The sequence below is a fragment of the Rhodopseudomonas sp. BR0C11 genome (assembly GCF_010820945.1).
In the GTDB taxonomy this organism is placed as follows: Bacteria; Pseudomonadota; Alphaproteobacteria; order Rhizobiales; family Xanthobacteraceae; genus Rhodopseudomonas; species Rhodopseudomonas palustris_H.
The window spans coordinates 1-514 of the sequence record NZ_QTKI01000836.1; the positions used below are offsets into that span (position 1 = coordinate 1).

The window sequence follows — 514 nt, forward strand, 5'->3', positions numbered from 1 at the left end:
CCCTTGCCGGCGGTCTTGGCGATCAGGTGCCATTTCATCGCTTCGTTGATGTCGCGCGGCGCGCCCTGGCCGGACACCAGCACGTGGGCGAGGCGATTCTGGGCGATCGGGTTATTGGCGCGCGCCGCCTTGCGCAGCAGCGCCACGGCGGCCGGCTCGTTTTTCGGCGTGCCGGTGCCGTTGTACAGCGCGATGGCGTATTCAACCTGGGCCGGGACGTTGCCGGCGAGCGCGGCGGCCTGCAGCAGCCGCACCGACTGCTCGATGTTCTTTGTTACCCCGGTACCTTCTTTGTAGAAGGTCGCCAGCGCGTATTGGGCTTCCGGGTTGCCGGCGTCGGCCGCCATCCGCAGCAGCTCGGCGGCGCGCTTGACGTCCTGCGGGAAGGTCTGGCCGTCGAGGTAGAGCAGCGCCAGATTATAGGCCGCCTTCGGCTCGCCGAGCTTGGCGGCCTGCGCCAGCCATTTGGCGGCTTCCTCACGGTTCGGCGGGCCGCCCCGGCCGCCCATCCGGG

1 protein-coding gene is annotated in these 514 nt (G+C 69.5%); it reads right to left on the reverse strand.

Annotated elements, in window-relative coordinates:
* On the reverse strand, positions 1 to 514 hold a 514-nt coding region (locus DYI24_RS27690), incomplete at both ends, for a tetratricopeptide repeat protein (protein WP_164574577.1).